The 17066-nt window shown below is 73.1% G+C and carries 14 protein-coding genes; 9 read left to right on the top strand and 5 right to left on the bottom strand.

All coding sequences use genetic code 11. The annotated features are described in order from the left end of the window. The first annotated feature begins 102 nt into the window (after positions 1-102). The 4 genes from ACK1X7_RS41890 to ACK1X7_RS41875 are packed head-to-tail and all read left to right on the top strand — an operon-like array spanning position 103 to position 4110. The gene (locus ACK1X7_RS41890; protein WP_390794103.1) at positions 103-1170 is read left to right on the top strand and encodes an alcohol dehydrogenase catalytic domain-containing protein; all 1068 of its coding nucleotides are present in this window, start codon (positions 103-105) and stop codon (positions 1168-1170) included. Positions 1171-1187: 17 nt separating this feature from the next. Beyond that, entirely contained in the window at positions 1188-2027 is an 840-nt protein-coding gene (locus ACK1X7_RS41885; RefSeq protein ID WP_413116500.1) for a universal stress protein, read from the top strand. Positions 2028-2071: 44 nt separating this feature from the next. Beyond that, positions 2072-3430 carry a nicotinate phosphoribosyltransferase gene (locus ACK1X7_RS41880; RefSeq protein WP_385156500.1) on the top strand — a complete coding sequence of 453 codons (1359 nt, stop codon included), beginning with the start codon at positions 2072-2074 and terminating at the stop codon, positions 3428-3430. Positions 3431-3444: 14 nt separating this feature from the next. After that, a complete protein-coding gene (locus ACK1X7_RS41875; RefSeq protein WP_385156497.1) occupies positions 3445-4110 on the top strand; it encodes a CBS domain-containing protein in 666 nt (221 codons plus the stop codon). Between the two features lie 136 nt (positions 4111-4246). On the opposite strand, the gene ACK1X7_RS41870 is transcribed toward ACK1X7_RS41875, so the two are convergent. Together ACK1X7_RS41870 and ACK1X7_RS41865 are read right to left on the bottom strand one after the other, a co-directional pair. Beyond that, positions 4247-4588, bottom strand: coding sequence for a hypothetical protein (locus tag ACK1X7_RS41870; RefSeq protein WP_413116499.1), 342 nt, complete (start codon positions 4586-4588; stop codon positions 4247-4249). A 434-nt stretch (positions 4589-5022) separates the two neighbouring features. Beyond that, positions 5023-5604, bottom strand: coding sequence for an Rv1733c family protein (locus ACK1X7_RS41865; RefSeq protein ID WP_385155649.1), 582 nt, complete (start codon positions 5602-5604; stop codon positions 5023-5025). Positions 5605-5751: 147 nt separating this feature from the next. Here ACK1X7_RS41865 and ACK1X7_RS41860 point away from each other — a divergent pair, with 147 nt between their 5' ends. Beyond that, positions 5752-6456: a response regulator gene (locus tag ACK1X7_RS41860; protein ID WP_385155646.1), complete on the top strand. Its 705-nt coding sequence runs from the start codon at positions 5752-5754 to the stop codon at positions 6454-6456. Positions 6457-6562: 106 nt separating this feature from the next. Next, positions 6563-7624, top strand: coding sequence for an Acg family FMN-binding oxidoreductase (locus ACK1X7_RS41855; RefSeq protein WP_390794100.1), 1062 nt, complete (start codon positions 6563-6565; stop codon positions 7622-7624). 38 nt (positions 7625-7662) lie between these two features. Here the strand turns inward: ACK1X7_RS41855 and ACK1X7_RS41850 are convergent, their stop codons facing one another. Next, positions 7663-9375 (bottom strand): GAF domain-containing protein, encoded by a 1713-nt coding sequence (locus ACK1X7_RS41850; RefSeq protein WP_413116498.1) that lies wholly within the window; start codon positions 9373-9375, stop codon positions 7663-7665. Between the two features lie 190 nt (positions 9376-9565). Here ACK1X7_RS41850 and ACK1X7_RS41845 point away from each other — a divergent pair, with 190 nt between their 5' ends. Beyond that, positions 9566-14218 (top strand): glycoside hydrolase family 2 TIM barrel-domain containing protein, encoded by a 4653-nt coding sequence (locus tag ACK1X7_RS41845; protein ID WP_413116497.1) that lies wholly within the window; start codon positions 9566-9568, stop codon positions 14216-14218. Positions 14219-14330: 112 nt separating this feature from the next. On the opposite strand, the gene ACK1X7_RS41840 is transcribed toward ACK1X7_RS41845, so the two are convergent. Together ACK1X7_RS41840 and ACK1X7_RS41835 are read right to left on the bottom strand one after the other, a co-directional pair. Then, the gene (locus ACK1X7_RS41840) at positions 14331-14834 is read right to left on the bottom strand and encodes an NUDIX domain-containing protein (RefSeq protein ID WP_390794097.1); all 504 of its coding nucleotides are present in this window, start codon (positions 14832-14834) and stop codon (positions 14331-14333) included. A 51-nt stretch (positions 14835-14885) separates the two neighbouring features. Further along, a complete protein-coding gene (locus ACK1X7_RS41835; protein WP_385158427.1) occupies positions 14886-15656 on the bottom strand; it encodes a class I SAM-dependent methyltransferase in 771 nt (256 codons plus the stop codon). A gap of 132 nt (positions 15657-15788) precedes the next feature. Between ACK1X7_RS41835 and ACK1X7_RS41830 the strand changes: the two genes are divergently transcribed. Together ACK1X7_RS41830 and ACK1X7_RS41825 are read left to right on the top strand one after the other, a co-directional pair. Further along, entirely contained in the window at positions 15789-16322 is a 534-nt protein-coding gene (locus ACK1X7_RS41830) for a winged helix-turn-helix transcriptional regulator (RefSeq protein ID WP_413116496.1), read from the top strand. A 61-nt stretch (positions 16323-16383) separates the two neighbouring features. Then, positions 16384-16812: a DUF2267 domain-containing protein gene (locus ACK1X7_RS41825; RefSeq protein WP_361513718.1), complete on the top strand. Its 429-nt coding sequence runs from the start codon at positions 16384-16386 to the stop codon at positions 16810-16812. The last annotated feature ends 254 nt before the right edge of the window (positions 16813-17066 follow it).

Raw genomic sequence — 17066 nt, 5'->3', positions numbered from 1 at the left:
CCGGATGACACGCCATGCGACGGGGCGGCCGAGAACCGCGGCGGAAGCCCAAGGCGAACAACCGGAGGAGAACGCGAACAATCGGAGGAGAGGGAAGCGACCATGAAAGCACTCGTCTTCCACGGGCCGGAGCAGTTCTCCTGGCAGGAGGTGCCCGACCCCGAACTCGAGGCCACCACCGACGCGATCGTCCGGATCGACACCGCGACCATCTGCGGCACCGATCTGCACATTCTCCGCGGCGAGCTGCCGGACGTCAGCCCCGGCCGGGTGCTCGGCCACGAGGGGGTCGGCGAGATCGTCGAGACCGGTGCCGATGTCCGCGGGGTCCGGCCCGGCGACCGGGTGCTGCTCTCCTGCATCTCGGCCTGCGGCCACTGCCGCTTCTGCCGGGAGCGCAGCTACGGGCAGTGCCGTGACGGCGGAGGGTGGATCCTCGGGCGCCTGATCGACGGCACCCAGGCCGAGTATGTCCGGGTGCCCTTCGCCGATCTGTCCACGCATCCGCTGACGGGGCCGGTCGAGGGCCATGACGCCGTGCTGCTGGCGGATACCTTCCCCACCGCCTATGAGGTGGGCGTCCTCAACGGCCGGGTGGGGCCGGGCGATACGGTCGTGGTGGTGGGCGCCGGGCCGGTCGGGCTGGCCTCGATCGCCACGGCGCAGTTCTTCTCCCCCGGCCGGATCATCTCCGTCGATCCGGACCCGGCCCGGCTGGACGCCGCCAAGCGGGTCGGAGCCGACGCGGTGGCGGACTCCGGCGAGGACCCGGAGCGGCTGGTCGACGATCTCACCGAGGGGCTCGGCGCCGATGTGGTGATCGAGGCCGTCGGGAACCCGCGGAGCTTCGAGACCTGCACCCGGATGGTGCGGCCCGGCGGCCGGATCGCCAATGTCGGGGTGCACGCCCGGCCCGCCACGCTGCATCTCGAAGAGCTGTGGATCAAGAACGTGACGATCACCACCGGGCTGGTCGACACCTTCTCCATCCCCACTCTGCTCTCCCTGCTGGCCGCCGGGCGGCTGCCCGCGTCCACGCTGATCACCCATCTGTTCGAGCTGGACCAGATGGAGGAGGCGTACGACGTCTTCGCCCGCGCGGCCGACACCGGCGCGATCAAGATCGCGCTCGGCGAGGCCGCCCGGCCGCTGGTGGCCCGGGAGACGTGAGCGGGGAGGTGACGCGTATGGGAGCGCCCATCGTCGTCGGTGTCGACGGTTTCGCCGAGAGCCCGCCGGCCGCACACTGGGCGGCCCGTGAGGCGCTGCTGCGCGATCTGCGGCTGCGGCTGATCCATGCCTGGAACCCGCCGTCGCCCGAGGCCCCGACCCTCCCCCACGAGGACGACCTGCACTACTGGGCGCAGCGTCTGCTGACCGACCTGGTGGGCGAGTTGCGGGACGCCCATCCGGGGCTGCGGGTCTCGGCCGAGCTGGTGCCGCGCGAGACGGTGCCCGCCCTGCTGGACGCGGCCCGGGACGCCGAGATGCTGGTGCTCGGCTCGCGCGGCCGCGGCACCCCCGGCGGCTACCTCCTCGGATCGACCGGCCGCCATGTGCTGGCGCACGGGGAACGGCCGGTGATCATGGTGCACGCCGACGACCGGCCGCTGACCGCCGATGTGACCGTCGGGGTGTGTCTGCGGGGGACGAACGAGGAGACGCTGCGGTTCGCCTTCGACGCCGCCGCCCGGCGTGGCGGTGCGCTGCGCGCCGTGCACGCGGGCGCGGGCACGAGCGCGGGCACGAGCGGGCCGGAATACGAGGAGTCGGGGGAGGCGGGAGCAGGGGACGCGCTGGACGCGGCGCTGCGCCCCTGGCGGGAGAAGTACCCGGGGGTGCCGGTGGCGGAGGCCCTCACGGCCGAGCGCCCGGCCCTCGGGGTGATGCACACCGCGCCGGGCTCCGGGCTGCTCGTGCTGGGCCGCGAGGAGACGGAGCCGGACCCCGTCCCCTGCCTGGGCTCGGTGATCCACGCGGCGGTGCACCACGCACCGTGCCCGGTGGCGGTCGTCCCGTGCGGCTGATGTCCGAAGGGAGCGGCTGATGTCCGAAGGGAGGCGAGAGTGACATGTCGGAGGCGATGACCACCGACCTCTACGAGGCGACGATGGCCCTGTCGTATCTGCGCGAGGGCATGACCGGCCCGGCCACCTTCGACCTCTACGTCCGCGACCTGCCGCCCGAGCGGGGCTTCCTGGTCACCGCAGGGCTGGAGCCGGCGCTGGACTTTCTGTCCGGCTTCCGTGTGGAACCCGAGGACGTGGCGGCGTTCGCCGCGGCGACGCACCGTCCGTACGAGGACCTCGAACCCCTGCTGGGGCTGGGCTTCGACGGCGAGGTGCGGGCGGTGCCCGAGGGGCGGATCGTCCTGGCCGGGGAGCCGCTCCTGGAGCTGACCGCGCCGCTGCCACAGGCCCAGCTCGTCGAGACGTATCTGATGGGGCAACTGAGCCATCAGACCACCATCGCCTCCAAGGCGGCCCGGTGTGTGCTGGCCGCGGAGGGGCGCCCGGTGGTGGACTTCTCGCTGCGCCGCACCCATGGCCCCTGGGCCGGGATGCAGTCGGCGCGGCTGAGCGCGATGACCGGGTTCACGGCGACCAGCAATGTGGCGGCGGCCGCCGCGTACGGGATCGAGGCGAGCGGGACGATGGCGCATGCGTACATCGAGGCGTTCCCGGACGAGGAGACCGCGTTCCGCGCGTTCGCCCGTACCCATCCCGGCCCGGTCACCTTCCTGGTGGACACCTATGACACGGCGAGCGGAGTGGCCACCGCGGCGGGGGTGCTGAGCGAGCTGGAATCCGGACCCAGCGGCGCGATCCGGCTGGACAGCGGCGACCTGGGCGAACAGGCGGTGCGGGCGCGGGAGATCCTCGACGCGGCGGGGCTGCCCGAGGTGCGGATCGTGGTGAGCGGCGGGCTCGACGAGTACTCCGTGGAGGAGCTGGTCCACTCGGGCGCGCCGATCGATGTCTTCGCCGTGGGCACCCGGATGGGGGTGTCGGCCGACGCCGCCGCCCTCGACACCGCGTACAAGCTGGTCGCCTACGACGGGACCCCGGTGATGAAACTGTCCTCGGCCAAGGCCACGGCCCCCGGGACCAAGCAGGTGTGGCGCCGCCCCGGCTACGCCGATGTGATCGGCGAGCGCGACGAGCTTCCGCCGCACGGCGGGGCGCCGCTGCTGGAGACCGTGATGCGGGAGGGCAGGCGCACCGGAGCTCCCGACACCCTCGACCGCGCGCGGCGGCGGTTCGACACCGATCTCGCGGGGCTGCCACCGCACGCCCGGCGGATCCGCCACCCGGTCCCGCCCCGGCCGGCCACCTCCGCCGGACTGGCCGGGCTCGCGGGGCGGGTACGCCACCGGATCGAGCACCGGCTGGCGGCCGACAGCGAGGCGGGCGGAAGACAGGCAGCGTGACCAAGGAGGATGCCGTGCCCCGGAGTGCGCACATTGTGAGCGATGTGATGACCCATACCGTCGTCGCCGTCGGCCGCGAAGCGCCGTTCAAGGAGATCGTCAGAACGCTGGAGCAGTGGCGGGTGAGCGCCCTGCCGGTGCTGGAGGGCGAGGGCCGGGTCATCGGCGTGGTCTCCGAGGCGGATCTGCTGCCCAAGGAGGAGTTCCGCGACAGCGATCCGGCACGGGTGGCGCAACTGCCCGACCTCCCCGGTATCGCCAAGGCGGGCGCGGTGACGGCGGATGAGCTGATGACGACCCCCGCCATCACCGTGCACGCGAGCGCGACGCTGGCCGAGGCCGCGCGGATCATGACCCATAAGCGGGTCAAACGGCTCCCGGTGGTGGACGAGGAGGGCCGACTGGAGGGCATCGTCAGCCGCGCCGACCTGCTGAAGGTCTTTCTGCGGCCGGACGACGACATCGAGGAGGAGGTACTTCGCGAGGTGGTGGCCCACCTGTTCCCGGCCGCGGGGGAAACCGTCCGGGTGAGCGTGAACGAGGGCGTGGTCACCCTGACCGGCCGGGTCAAAGAGGCCGTCCTCATCCCGGCGGCGGCCCGCCTCATCCGAGCGATCGAGGGCGTGGTCGACTTCGACAACCAACTCACGGCGGCACCACATACGGCCCAGCGACGGTAGGTGCGCGGCGCGCCCCCGGCGAACCCCGCCGGGCGGGGTCCGCCGGGGGCGCGCCCGGCCGCGCGGGGGCCCGGCGGGCGTGGCTGGGACGTCCGAGTGCGCGTGCGCCCGACACAAAGACGACGAAGACGCACCCCTACGCCACCTCCCGCGCCGCCGCGCTTACCACGGCGACGATCCGCCGGTAGGCGGCCCGGCGCGCGATGCCGCCCAGCAACTGCTGGGCGGCACCCCCGGCGCCGGACGCCGCCCGCCCGGCGGCCTCACCCACCGGTGCCACAGGCACGCAGACCGGCCGGGCACGGCGGTACGCGATGGGGCCCACCAGATGCGGCATCATGCGCCGGTGCCACAGGCACGCAGACCGGCCGGGCACGGCGACGCGTAGCCGGGCATCACCCGAGGTGGCGACCCAACGCCACCGCGCGGCGGCGCATTGCCGGTAGGCGGCGCAGCGGCGCGCGATGCCCCCAGCCACCGCTGGGAGACGCCCCGCGCCGTACCACCCGCCGGGCGGCATCACCGATGCCACACGCGCCAACACCGGCCGGACACAGCCGTACGCGATCGCGCCTCCTCGGATGCGGCGGCCCCGCGCCAGCGAGGGGAACGCCCCGGCGCCGGGCACCACAGGCCCGGGCAGCATCATGGGAGGCGCCCCGGCGCCGTACCACCCACCGGGCGGCACCACCAATGCCACACACGCCAACACCGGCCAGGCACAGCCCTACGTCATCGGGCCTCACCGAATGCGGCGGCCCAGCGCCAGCGGGGGCAGCGCCCCGACCCCGGGCACCACAGGCCCAGGCAGCATCAGGGGAGGCGCCCCGGCGCCGTGCCGCCCGCCGGGCGGACGCCACCGATGCCACACACGCCGAAGACCCGCCGGGCACGGCGCTTCGTGATCGCGGGTCATCGGATGTGGCGGCTCCAGCGGGGGCCGACCTCGGCCCAGGCGCGGCCCCATTCCTGGGTGCGGGCGCGGTCCAGGCGCCAGCGCGCCACACCGCGTCCGGCCAGCGATATCGCGCCCACGCCCGCCGCGGCCGATGTCCCGGCGAGCACCGCGCGGGTGGCGATCTGCTCGGGGGTGGGAGGCCGCTGGACCAGTTGGCCGCGGCCGTCGGTCCAGACCTCGGTGGCGGTGCCCGCCTTGCTGCCGTCGTGGACCCGGGCCGTGCCGGTGTGGACGGTACCGTCCGGGCCGGTCCACCGGACGATCGCGCGCACCTGGCCGGTGGTGGACCCGTCGCCCGCGGGCTGCGCGACGGGCGCGTCCTCCTTCAGGACGGCGGGCACCCGGTGCCGGTCCGCCCGCTCCTGCTGGAGCGACGCGTCCACGGCCGTGCCCGCGGCCACCCCTGCCACCGGGCCGCCGACCGCCATCACCACGCCGGTGACCAGCACGACCCACGCCTCGATCACATCCGAGCGGCGTCTGAGCGGGTTGCGCCGCCACCGCCATGTCCGCCGCCCCCGCACTTCCGTGCCCATGTCGTGACCGTCGCACGCGCGGGGAGGGCGGGACGAGGGCCGGGCAGCCCCCTTGGGGGCCCGTTCGGCCCTGGTACCGCCCTGACCTGCTGCGCCACGATTCCCACCGGGGGCAGGGCGGACGGTGGACGAACAGTGCGAGAGCCCATGACCGAGACACGAGCGACACCGGCGGCACCGGCGACACCGATCAGGGTGTTCGTCCTCGACGACCACGAGGTCGTGCGGCGCGGACTGCATGACCTCCTGGACGCCGAACCGGACATCGAGGTGGTCGGCGACGCGGGAACCGTCGACCACGCGCTGGCCCGGGGCCCGGCGCTACGGCCCGACGTGGCCATCCTGGACGTCCGGCTGCCGGACGGGGACGGCATCACGGTCTGCCGCGAGCTGCGCTCCCGGATGCCGGATCTGGCCTGTCTGATGCTGACCTCGTTCGACGACGACGATGCCCTGCTGGACGCGATCATGGCCGGGGCGGCGGGCTATGTGCTCAAGCAGATCAAGGGGTCGGACCTGGTCTCGGCGGTGCGTACCGTCGCCTCCGGCCAGTCGATGCTGGACCCGGCCACCACCGCCCGGCTGATGAGGACCCTGCGGGGGGACACCGCCCCGCAGGAGCCCAGGGACGAGGTGCTGGCCGGGCTGTCCCCGCGCGAGCGGGAAATCCTGGTGCTGATCGGCGACGGGCTCACCAATCGGCAGATCGGCAAGCGGCTCTTCCTGTCCGAGAAGACGGTCAAGAACCACATCTCCCGGCTGCTGGCCAAGCTGGGCGTGGAGCGCCGTATCCAGGCGGCGGTACTGGCGACCCACTCGGCCCCGCCCGCCGCCGACGACCATCCGGGATGACCCGGATCCGGGGCCGCACCGCCCCCCGTCCGTAACCCCGACGGACGCCCGACCACGGCCCCTTACGGCCCCACCACCGACGGCGCCACCGGCGCGAGGAGACCCCATGCAGCCCGCAACGCTCGACGCGGCGATCCTGGAGAAGCTCATCTCCGCGGCCGTGGCCGCCCCGTCGATGCACAACACCCAGCCGTGGCGCTATCGGCTGGACCCCGACACCGTCACGCTGGAGGTCCGGGCCGCCCCCGAGCGGGCGCTGCGGTACGCCGATCCGATGGGTCGGGCGCTGAGCATCTCCGCCGGGGCCGCCGTGTTCAATCTGCGGGTCGCCGTGGCCCACTTCGGCTGGCACCCGGTGGTCCGGCTGCTGCCGTACCGGTCACAGCCCGATCTGCTGGCCACGGTGCGGCTGGCCGCGTCGCCCCACGACGTCGACGGGCAGGACGGCGACGGGCACGACGCCCCGCACCACCACGACGCCCCGCACCACGACGACCGGCACCAGGATCTGTACGACGTCATCTGGCGGCGGCACAGCAGCCGCTCCCCCTTCTCCGGGCGCCGACTGCCACCACGGGTGCGCTACGAACTGGCGGAGGCGGCGTGCGCACACGGCGCCACGCTGTGGCTGGCGGGCCCCGAGGAGACCTCGCGGCTGCTGCGGCTGACCGCCGAGGCGCAGCGGCGCACCTCGGGGGATCCGCGTCGGCTCGCCGAGAGCCGCGACTGGGTCCGCGAGACCGGGCCGTACGGCATCCCTGCGGCCGCCCTCGGGCCACGGGACGTCACCGGGCGGCTGCCGATGCGCGACTACCTCGGCCCGGGGCCGGACGGCCGCCGGGGCGGTGATCCGCCCACCGTGGCGTTCGAGAGCGACCCGGCCATCGCCGTACTGGCCACGGACCAGGACCGGCGTACCGACTGGCTGCGGGCCGGGCAGGCGCTGGAACACGTACTGCTGCTGGCGACTTCGCACGCGGTCCGGGCGTCCCTGCTGCACCAGGCGCTGGAGTGGTCGGATCTGCGGTGGTCGCTGAGCGACGCCCACCGGACGCCCGGCCATGTGCAGATGCTGATCCGGCTGGGTTACGGACCGGTGGGGCCGGCCACTCCGCGCAGCGAGGCGGCCGAGACCCTGGACGCCGAGACCCTGGACGGGGGCCGCTGACCCGGCAACGGGCCCCGCTGACGCGGCACAGCCACCGTCTACCGCTCCGGCAGCGGTACCCCCCACACCAAGCGGGTGCCACCGCCCGGCGGCTCCCCCAGCTCCAGTTCGCCGCCGAGCTTCTCGGCGCGCTCGGCCATGTTGCGCAGTCCGCTGCGGCGGCCGCCCTCGGGGACGCCCACCCCGTTGTCCGTGACCATGAGGGTCAGCCGCCCGGCCGCCACGACCAGCGAGATCTCGGCGGCGTCGGCCCGTGCGTGCCGGGCGATGTTCGACATCGCCTCGGCCAGGACGGCGACCATGTCGTCCGCGACGGTGCGCGGCACATCGGTGTCGACCAGGCCCTCGGTGCGCAGCGAGGGGGTGAAGCCGAGCGCGGGCACGGCCTCCTCGATGGTCTTGGCGGTACGGACTCGCAGCCCCTGGACCGCGGGCCCCGCCTCGTGCGAGCGCAGTCCGAAGATCGTCGAGCGGATGATCTTGATGGTGTCGTCCAGGTCGTCCACCACCCGCAACAGCCGTTCGGAGCCCTCCGGGTGCTGGACGAAGCGCAGCGTGGACTGCAACGTCATTCCGGCGGCGAAGAGCCGCTGGATGGCCAGGTCGTGCAGATCGCGGGCGATCCGGTCGCGGTCCTCCAGCAGCACGAGCTGCTCCGCGTCGCGCCGTCGCTCGGCCAGTTTCATCGCGATGGCCGCCTGGCCCGCGAAGCCCAGCAGGGTGTCGGTCTCGATCTGGGTGAAGGCGGGGCTGTCCGCCATGCGGGCCAGCGAGAGCACTCCGCCCACTCCGTCGCTCGTCCGCATCGGCACCGCGACGGCCGGGCCGAGCCCCTCCCAGCGCTGCGGGCCGACCGTGATCCGCGGGTCGTTCTGGACATCGGTGCTGGTGACCGGCTCGGAGGCGGTGAAGGCCGCCCCGCCGAAGGTGCCCCGGCGGGGCAGCACCAGACCGCGGTGGTCCTCGGCGTCGGTTCCCGCCGCCAGCGCGACCTCCAGTTCGTCGGTGCCGGGCACCGGCAGCATCAGCACGCCCAGATCGGCGGAGAGGATCCGGCGGGCGTGCTCGACGATCAGCTCCAGGACCCGGGTCTCGTCCACTCCGGACAGCAGGCTGTGGGTGACCTCGGCGTTCGCCTCCAGCCAGCGCTGGCGGTGCCGGGTCTCCTCGTACAGCCGGGCGTTCTCGATGGCCACTCCGGCGGCCACGGCGAGGGTGGACAGCACCGTCTCGTCCTCGCCGTCGAACTCCTTACCGCCGCGCTTCTCGGTGAGATAGAGGTTGCCGAAGACCTCGTCGCGCACCCGGATGGGCACCCCGAGGAAGGAGCCCATCGGCGGATGGTCCGGCGGAAAGCCGTAGGAGGCCGGATGCTCCGAGAGCTCGGCCAGCCGCAGCGGCTGGGGGCGGCGGATCAGCTCCCCCAGGAGGCCGTGGCCGGAGGGCAGATGCCCGATCGCCTCGATCCGCTCCTTGTCGATGCCCACCGGCAGGAATTCCGCCAGCCGCTGATCCTCGCCGATGACCCCCAGCGCGCCGTATTCGGCGTCCACGAGCACCACGGCGGCCTCGACGATCCTCCGCAGCACATGCGAGAGATCCAGCTCCCGGCCCACCGACAGGACGGCTTCCAGCAGGCTGTGCACCCGGTCCTGGGTGCCGCGCACCCCGTCGATGCGCGACTGGAGCTCCTCCAGCAGCTCGTCCAGTCGAAGCTGGGGCAGGGACTCCGTACTCCTCGTGCTCTCCATACCCACGGTGCCTCCGTCGGCTTCACCGCGCCCGGCGCGGCATTCCGCACGGCCCTCACTCTCTTCACGGTAGCCGCGCCCGGCCGACAGTGAGTGGGTCGGAACATCTTGGCGTGCGGGAGCACGTTGGCTAATGTGCGGGCCTGTTCGCTCTGGAGCGTTTCGACACCCAAGAAGGGTGGACCACCAGATGCCCCTACGCCTCCGCCGTCGCCTCCTCCTCCCCCGCTTCTCCCGGCCACCCCGGCCACCCCGAATCCCCCGGACCTCCCGCATCTCCCGGGCTTCCCGCACCTCCCGGATATCCCGGATCGCCGCTCTCGCCCTGGCCCTCGCGCTCGCCGCCCCCGCCTCCCCGGCGGCAGCGGCGAATCCCCCCGATCCGCCCGCGGATGTCTACAAGCTGCTGGAGGACCCCGAGGTCACCTCGGTCGGACAGGAGCCCGCCCATGCGCGGCTGACCCCGTACACCGACACCGCCGGCGCCCTCGACGGCGGCTCCAGGAGCCGCTGGACCGCCTCGCTCGACGGCGCCTGGAAGCTCCATATGTCCGACCGCCCCGAGGAGGTGCCGAAGGACTTCTTCACCGAGGGCTACGACACCTCCAGCAGCGGCTGGCGCAGTGTGAGCGTGCCGCACACCTGGCAGACGGACGGTCTCGACCATCCGGTGTTCCGGAACATCCCCACCGAGATGTATCCGGACGCTCCCCCGAAGGTCCCGCACGACGTCAATCCGACCGGCGCCTACGTCAAGACGTTCGAGCTGCCGAAGAGCTGGGAGAAGCGCCGGACGTTTCTCCGCTTCGAGGGCGTCACCAGCGGCTATCTGCTGTGGGTGAACGGCTCGTACGCCGGCTATGACCAGGGCGGCTACACCCCGGCCGAGTTCGACATCAGCGACCGGCTGCACCCGGGCCGCAACACCGTCGCGGTGCAGGTCCACCGCTGGGGTTCGGGGGCGCATCTGGAGGACTACGACCAGTGGCGGTTCTCCGGCATCTTCCGCTCGGTCGGGCTGTACTCCACCCCGGCCACCTATCTGCGGGACATCACGGTCAAGACCGATCTGGACGCCCGCTACCGCGACGCCCGGCTGACCGCCGAGGTCGAGGTGGCCGCCAAGGGCCCGCGGCGCGGCACGGATGCGCGCAAGGTCCTCGGCACGCTCTACGACCGTCGCGGACGCAAGGTGACAACGATGTCGGGAACGGTGGACGGCGGCAGCGGATCCACCACCCTCGCCGCCGATGTGGCCGATCCGGCCAAGTGGACCGATGAGACGCCCGACCTCTACACCCTGGTCGTCCGGCTCACCGACGCCGACGGCAAGGTCACCCACACCACGGCCCAGCCGGTGGGCTTCCGCGAGATCGAGATCAAGGACAGACAGCTCCTCGTCAACGGCAAGCGCATCCTCGTCAAGGGCGTCAACCGCGCCGAGACCGACCCCGGCACCGGCCGCCACGCCACCCGGGAGCGCACCGCCTCGGACGTCTCCCTGATGAAGCAGCTCAACATCAACTCCGTGCGCACCTCCCACTACCCCTCGGATCCCTACCTCTACGAACTGGCCGACGCCCGTGGCCTGTGGATCGACGACGAGGTGGACATCGAGACCCATCACCACGACGCCTGCCCGGACGACTGTCTGGCCGAGCGGCCCGAGTGGCAGGCCGCGTTCATGGACCGCCTCACGGCGATGTACGAACGGGACAAGAACCATCCCAGCGTGCTGATGTGGGACACCGGCAACGAGGCCGGACTGGGCAAGGCCCACTACGCGATGGCCGACTTCCTGGACCGCGAGGACCCGGCCCGGCCGGTCTACCACCAGCCCAACAGCCCCGACGGCGACGCCCCGTTCGCCGATGTGTGGGGCCCGCGCTACCCCTCCCCCTCGGGTCTGGAGGAGAAGGCGAAGGCCACCACCAAGCCCATCATCATGGGCGAGTACGCCCACGCCATGGGCAATTCGCTCGGCAACTTCCGGGAGTTCTGGGACGTCGTACGGAAGTACCCGCAGGTCCAGGGCGGCTACATCTGGGACTGGGCGGAGCAGAACATCACCCAGCCGCTGCTGACCACCCCCGACACCTCCGGCAACGACATCCTCTCCTACGTCTCCGGGAAGCCCGGTCTGGTGGCGGGCCACCGGGGCAAGGCGCTGGAGCTGTCCGGTCTCGACGACTTCGTGGAGGTCTACCGCGACCCGAAGCTGGACACGGTCTCGGACGCGCTCACCCTGGACGCCTGGGTGAAACCCGCCGACTGGACCGGCTCCTTCACCGTGATCGCCAAGGGCGACCACAGCTATGCGCTGAAGATGCGCGACAAGGACACCCTGGAGTTCTTCGTCTACGGGGACGGCGACTGGCACACCGTCGCGGCCGATGTCCCAGGCGGCTGGTACGGCTCCTGGCATCGCGTCTCCGGCACCTTCGACGGCCGGACGCTCCGGCTGCTCATCGACGGGAAGCAGGCCGCGTCGGCCGACTGGACCGGCACCGTCGGCTCCTCCGCGCAGCCGGTGAACATCGGCCGCAACCCGGAGACCGACCAGGAGAACATCCGCACCCGGATGGCACACGGCACCGTCGACCAGGTCCGCGTCTACCACAAGGCGCTGAGCGCCGATCAGCTCGCCGCCGACCCCAGCACGGACGCGGTGCTCGCGCTCGACTTCGACCGGCTCGACCGCAAGGGAGAGTTCCTGTCCTATGGCGCCGGGACCGGCGGGGTCGACGGGGTGGTCTCCGCCGACCGCACCGTCCAGCCCGAGGCCCGCGCCATGGCCGCGGTCCACGCCCCGATCCGTATCTCGGGCGACGAGGCCCGTACGGGGCGGATCGAGGTGCGCAACGAGCGGTCCTTCACCGGCACCGACGACCTCCGGCTGCGCTGGCGTATCACCGAGGGCGCCCGCACCCTGGCCCAGGGCAGCCGCGCGCTCGGCCTGGCCCCGGGTGAGCGGACCACCCTCCAGTTGCCGAAACCGCCCGCCAACCCCCGGGACGCCGACCGGCAGTTGACCGTGGAGGCGGTGCGGGCCGCGGACACGGCCTGGGCGAAGGCGGGAGACCGGGTGGCGGTCGAGCAGTTCGACATCGGCGGCCGGCAGCTCGCGGGCACGGTACCGGCGCGGGCACCGGGGAAGGTGGAGGCCACCACCTCCGATGGCCGCCTCACCGTCACCGGCGAGGGCTTCTCGTACGGCTTCGACCGGACGAGTGGCGAGCTGGTATCCATGAAGTCCGGCGGCCGGGAGCTGCTCGGCTCCGGCCCCGAGCTGGACGCCTGGCGCGCCCCGCTCAGCAATGAGATCGGCTCCGAGGAGGGGCCCTGGCGCGAGGCGGGCCTGGACCGGCTGCGCACCGAGCCGGGCAGGGTCACGGCGGACGAGCGGGACGGCGAGGTCGTCGTCACCGTGCCCTCCTCCGCCGCCGCGCCCGGTGTGAAGGACTCCTCGTTCGCCCAGACCCTGCGGTACACCGTCAGCGGCACCGGGGAGCTGCGCCTGGACCACCGCGTCGAGGCCCGGGGCGCGGCGCGCACGGTGCCCTATCTGCCCCGGATCGGGCTCTCGCTCCGGCTGCCCGACCGCTACGACCGGTTCACCTGGTACGGGCGCGGGCCGCAGGAGAACTACACCGACCGCGAGGACGGCGCACCGGTGGGGGTGTACTCCACGGACGTGGCCGAGCAGTTCGCCGGATACACCAAGCCGCAGGACTACGGGAACCACGAGGACGTCCGCTGGGCCTCGCTGTCCGACGGCAGCGGCGGGCTCCTGGTGTCGGGCGACTTCTCGGCCGGGGTGACCCCGTACACCGGGATCGACCGCGCCGCCTATCCGTTCGCCCTCCGCAAGGACCCGGGAGGCAACACCCTGCACCTGGACCACGCGGTGAGCGGGGTGAGCGAGACGTTCCACACCGTGCTGCCCGAATACCAGGTGCGGCCCGCCAAGGAGTACGCCTACACCCTGCGGCTGCGCCCGCTGACCGGCGCCGAGGCCCGCACCGGCACCCCGCGCGGCCCGGTGGTCTGCGCCCCGGAGGCCAGGCTCACCGCCGCCGACACCACGGTGGCGGCGGGCGAGTCCACCCCGGCGGAGCTGACCGTCAGCAACCCCTGCGACACCCCGCTGCGCGATGTCACGGCGGCCTTCGGCCTGGCCGGGGGGTGGACCGCCGAGCCCGGCACCCTCGACCTCGGCGACCTCGCGGCGGGCCGGACCGCGACCGTACGGACCGAGATCACCCGCGGCGAGGACACCCCGGACGGTCTGCGGCCCGCCGTCGCCGACGTCCGCGCCACCTCGGCGGGCGGTGCGCGGGTGAGCGGCTCGGCGTCGGCCGAGATCGACGGCACGCCTCCCCCGCCGCGCGGCGACGTGGCGGTGTCCACGCTCGACTTCCTCACCGCGGACAACGGCTGGGGCCCGGTCGAACGCGACCACAGCAACGGCGAGTCCGCCCCCGGCGACGGCAAGACCCTGACCGTCGGCGGCACGGCCTACGAGCGCGGCCTCGGCGTGCACGCCGATTCCACGGTCGAGGTCTTCCTGGGCGGCAACTGCTCGTCCTTCACGGCCGAGACGGGCGTGGACGACGAGGTGGGGGCCGACGGCAGCGTCGTCTTCGAGGTCTACGCCGACGGCGAGCGGGTGTACCGCGGCGAGACGCTGCGCGGCTCGGACGCGGCCGTACCGGTGAAGGCCGACATCGAGGGCGCGCAGCGGCTCCGGCTGCGGGTCACCGACGGCGGCGACGGCAACGCGCATGACCACGCCGACTGGGGAGCGGCCACGGTGCGCTGCGATACGGGAGGAACGGGGTGAGCTGACGGCGGATGGCCGCGGGCCCCGGTCACGCACGCCCGGGGCCCGCGCCGTCCGTCCCGTCCCCGGGGCTCGGGCCTTCCGTCCCGTCCCCGGGACCCGCGTCTTCCGCCTAGTCCCCGGCCCTCGCGCCGTCCGGCCCCTGGAGCAGTTCCTCGAGCCGGTCCAGGAAGATCCGCTGCTTGGTCACGATCTTCCGGCGGGCCTCGTCCGGGCCGAACCAGGCGACCCGGTCGATCTCGGGGAACTCCCGCATCCGGCCGGACCCCTTCGGCCACTCCATGGTGAATGTGCCGGGGGTGATCCGCTCCGGGTCCAGATCCCCCGCGAGCGCCCAGACGGTGACCTCCTTGCCCCCGGTCTGCGTCACCGAGCCGAGCGGAATCGGCTCGCCGCCGGGCGGGGGCATGCCGAGTTCCTCCTCGAACTCCCGGCGCGCGGCGGCCTCCGGGGTCTCGTCCTCGTCGTACTCCCCCTTGGGCACCGTCCAGGCGCCCGCGTCCTTGGCGGCCCAGAACGGGCCTCCCATATGGGCGAGCAGCACCTCGATGGCCGGACGGCCCGCCGGGCCCGCATCGCGGTACAGCAGGAGTCCGGCACTGCGCTGACGAGTCACAGCGACCAGTGTGCGCCCACCCCGCCGGGCTGGTGTGCCGGGCTCGCCGGGTCAGCCCTTGCGGGCGTAGCCGAGGTAGGTGACCAGCGGCCGGGCGTCCGGGGCGAGGACGAAGTCGACGATCGGCGGGATCTGCTCATCGCTGATCTGCCCCTTGCGGCGCGCCATGGTGGCCTTGACCAGGCTGCGCGGGTCCTTGGGCTTGAAGTCGCAGATGTCCTCGTTGCGCAGCCCCTGCCGGTCCAGGGCGGCGGTCAGTTCGGCGGGGGTGCGCAGCCGCGCAGCCGTGTAGCGGCCGGCCGGCATGATCCGGGTCATCGGGACGCGCTGGAAGGCGCCGAGGTAGATCAGCCGGGAGAGCAGGGTGCGGTTGACCGTGTCGTAGATCAGCACACCGCCGGGCCGCAGCACCCGGGCGGCCTCCGCGAGCACCCGGTCCAGCTCCGAGGTGATCTCGAAGGTGTCCGCGTAGTAGGCGAGGTCGAACGCGCCGTCGGGGAGGCCGAGTTGCTCGGCGGGCGCGGTGCGGTACTCGATCCCGGGGTGCTCGCCCTCGCCCGCCTCGCGCGCCATCTCGGTCGCGGTGGCGGAGGGGTCGACGGCGACGACACCGAAGCCGAGTCCGGCCAGCCCGCGGGCCAGCAGCCCGCGGCCGCTGCCCACGACCACGGCGCGGCTTCCGGACGCGGAGAGGTCCGCGCTCTTGAGGGTGGTGCGGACGTACTCCAGACGGCTGTCCTGAAAGGTGACGGCCCGGATCTGACGGCCGTCGACGGCCTCCGGCGACCGTGAGTCCAGTTCGATGTGCGGGGCGGCGGCCATCGTCTTCTCCCTCACGGGTGCGCGGATTCGCGGATTCACCGGTGCCTGGGGTGACCCGGACGGGCTCGCCCGGTTCCCCGAGGAAACCTAACATCCTTAAGTTCCCTCAGGGAACTCGGCTAGGGTTGTGTCATGACCCGTACTCCGCTCGCCGATGTGGCCTGCTCGATCGCCCGCGCCACCGATCTGTTCGGCGACGCCTGGACCGCGCTGATCATGCGGGATGTGCTCACCGGGGTCACCCGCTTCGACGATCTCGCCCATGACCTGGGCATATCGCGGAAGGTTCTGGCCGCTCGGCTGTCCCGGCTGGTCGAGGAGGGGGTGCTGGTCCGGGAGCGATACCAGGAGCGTCCGCCGCGTGAGCACTATCGCGCCACCCCGAAGGGCGAGGACCTCTATCCGGTACTGCTCGCCCTGATGGAGTGGGGCGACCGCTGGTACGCCGGTCCCGCCGGGCAGCCGGCCCGGATCCGCCATCTCGGCTGCGGGCTGGACACCACACCGGTGTCCGCGTGCGCCCACTGCGGGGAGCCCCTGACGGTCGGCAACACCACCCAGCTCCCGGGTCCCGGCGGACGCACCGGACCCGGCACCCGGGTGCTCGGCCCGCTGCTCGCCGCGCGGGAGGACACCCCGGAGACCGGGCGCCCGGCGACGGTTTGAGCGAACGGCACGGGGCACTCGGCACCACAAGCCGGGCAGCCGACCACGAGGAGCGCCGACCATGCGCTACGAAGAACTGACGGGCCTGGTCCAGGCCCGGGCCCAGCTTCCCGACCGGCAGTCGGCCGAGCGGGCGATACGGGCGACGCTCGAAACCCTCGCCGAGCGCATCCCGGGCGGACTGGCGGACCATATGGCGGCACAATTGCCGCGGGAGGCGGGCGAGCCCCTGCGCCGGGTCGCCGCCGCACACGAGGGCACGCCAGAGGAGCGGGCACACCGGCGGGACCACGGCGAGCGGTTCGATCTCACCGGTTTCGCGGGCCGGGTCGCCTGGCGCACCGAGCACACGGAGGACGAGGCGCTGCGCGAGGCGGCCGCCTTCTTCGAGGTGCTGGACTCGGCGGTGGACCCGGAGCTGATGGAGAAGCTCTACGGCGTGCTGCCGAGCGACATCCGGGAGCTGCTGCCGGAGGCGCGGGCCGAGTAGGGCTCACGGCCCGCCCACGGGGTGCCCGGCGGGTCTCTCCCCTCCCCGCCCCTTCCCGCAGCATGCATTCGCGGCTCCGCCGCGTGGCAAGGGCTCCGCCCCTGGACCCCGGGGCCTGGGGTCCAGGGGCCTGGGGCGAAACCCCACCACGCGGCGGAGCCGCATATCGATGCCGAAGGAAGGAGCGAAGCCCCGGCTTCGGGGCCTGAGGCGAAGCCCGGTCCGGGGCCTTGGAGGGCGGAGCCCGGTTGTGG

The organism is Streptomyces sp. CY-1 (assembly GCF_047218265.1).
GTDB lineage: Bacteria > Actinomycetota > Actinomycetes > Streptomycetales > Streptomycetaceae > Streptomyces > Streptomyces niphimycinicus.
Note: the sequence above shows the minus strand (reverse complement) of the source record. Positions and strands in the feature narration are given on the sequence as shown.

What these genes read in the sequence shown, in the direction of transcription:
- ACK1X7_RS41890 (WP_390794103.1), top strand. Translation starts at nt 103, where the DNA reads ATGAAAGCACTCGTCTTCCACGGGCCGGAGCAGTTCTCCTGGCAGGAG.
- ACK1X7_RS41885 (WP_413116500.1), top strand. Translation starts at nt 1,188, where the DNA reads ATGGGAGCGCCCATCGTCGTCGGTGTCGACGGTTTCGCCGAGAGCCCG.
- ACK1X7_RS41880 (WP_385156500.1), top strand. Translation starts at nt 2,072, where the DNA reads ATGTCGGAGGCGATGACCACCGACCTCTACGAGGCGACGATGGCCCTG.
- ACK1X7_RS41865 (WP_385155649.1), bottom strand. Translation starts at nt 5,604, where the DNA reads ATGGGCACGGAAGTGCGGGGGCGGCGGACATGGCGGTGGCGGCGCAAC.
- ACK1X7_RS41860 (WP_385155646.1), top strand. Translation starts at nt 5,752, where the DNA reads ATGACCGAGACACGAGCGACACCGGCGGCACCGGCGACACCGATCAGG.
- ACK1X7_RS41855 (WP_390794100.1), top strand. Translation starts at nt 6,563, where the DNA reads ATGCAGCCCGCAACGCTCGACGCGGCGATCCTGGAGAAGCTCATCTCC.
- ACK1X7_RS41850 (WP_413116498.1), bottom strand. Translation starts at nt 9,375, where the DNA reads ATGGAGAGCACGAGGAGTACGGAGTCCCTGCCCCAGCTTCGACTGGAC.
- ACK1X7_RS41845 (WP_413116497.1), top strand. Translation starts at nt 9,566, where the DNA reads ATGCCCCTACGCCTCCGCCGTCGCCTCCTCCTCCCCCGCTTCTCCCGG.
- ACK1X7_RS41835 (WP_385158427.1), bottom strand. Translation starts at nt 15,656, where the DNA reads ATGGCCGCCGCCCCGCACATCGAACTGGACTCACGGTCGCCGGAGGCC.
- ACK1X7_RS41830 (WP_413116496.1), top strand. Translation starts at nt 15,789, where the DNA reads ATGACCCGTACTCCGCTCGCCGATGTGGCCTGCTCGATCGCCCGCGCC.
- ACK1X7_RS41825 (WP_361513718.1), top strand. Translation starts at nt 16,384, where the DNA reads ATGCGCTACGAAGAACTGACGGGCCTGGTCCAGGCCCGGGCCCAGCTT.